The sequence below is a fragment of the Streptomyces sp. NPDC041108 genome (genome assembly GCF_055592645.1).
In genome coordinates this window covers 1-1,077 of record NZ_JBVIYK010000058.1, presented here as the reverse complement: position 1 = coordinate 1,077, position 1,077 = coordinate 1, and the positions used below count along the sequence as shown (strand labels likewise).

General features: G+C 65.2%; 1 protein-coding gene. It reads right to left on the bottom strand.

Annotated features, from left to right (window positions below):
- The coding region (locus tag ACZ6BB_RS42185; protein WP_471620377.1) for an alpha-amylase family glycosyl hydrolase at positions 1-1,077 on the bottom strand (1,077 nt) is incomplete at both ends.

Here is a 1,077-nt window from a genome sequence, read left to right as displayed (position 1 = left end):
CTCGATGGAGGGTGCCTCGCGGAGGTAGGCGAGCACGGCGGGGTTGGAGGACGGCAGTTCGGTGTAGGTGCCGAGTCCGAACGCGGGGTTCTGTTTGCGGATCTCGATCATGCGGCGGGTCCAGTGCAGCAGCGAGGAGGGTGACGACATCGACGCCTCGACGTTGGTGACCTGGTAGCCGTAGACCGGATCCATGATCGTCGGCAGGGAGAGCCGTCCGGGGTCGCAGGAGGAGAATCCGGCGTTGCGGTCGGGTGTCCACTGCATGGGGGTGCGGACGGCGTCGCGGTCGCCGAGCCAGATGTTGTCGCCCATGCCGATCTCGTCGCCGTAGTAGAGGATCGGTGAGCCGGGCAGGGACAGCAGCAGGGCGGTGAAGAGTTCGATCTGGTTGCGGTCGTTGTCCAGGAGGGGGGCGAGGCGGCGGCGGATGCCGATGTTGGCGCGCATCCGCGGGTCCTTGGCGTATTCCGCGTACATGTAGTCGCGTTCTTCGTCGGTGACCATTTCGAGGGTGAGCTCGTCGTGGTTGCGCAGGAAGATGCCCCACTGGCAGCTGGAGGGGATCGCGGGGGTCTTGGCGAGGATTTCGGAGACGGGGTAGCGCGATTCCCGCCGCACCGCCATGAAGATCCTCGGCATGACCGGGAAGTGGAACGCCATGTGGCATTCGTCGCCGCCGCTGGGGAAGTCGCCGAAGTAGTCGACGACGTCTTCGGGCCATTGGTTGGCCTCGGCCAGCAGGACGGTGTCGGGGTAGTGCGCGTCGATCTCTTTCCGCACCCTTTTGAGGAAGTGGTGGGTGGCGGGGAGGTTCTCGCAGTTGGTGCCTTCCTGCTGGTACAGGTAGGGCACCGCGTCGAGGCGGAAGCCGTCGATGCCGAGGTCCAGCCAGAACCGCAGGGCTGAGATGATCTCCTCCTGGACGGCCGGGTTCTCGTAGTTGAGGTCCGGTTGGTGGGAGAAGAAGCGGTGCCAGAAGTACTGCTTGCGGACGGGGTCGAAGGTCCAGTTGGAGGCTTCGGTGTCGACGAAGATGATGCGGGCGCCGGGGAACTGTTTGTCGTCGTCGGCCCA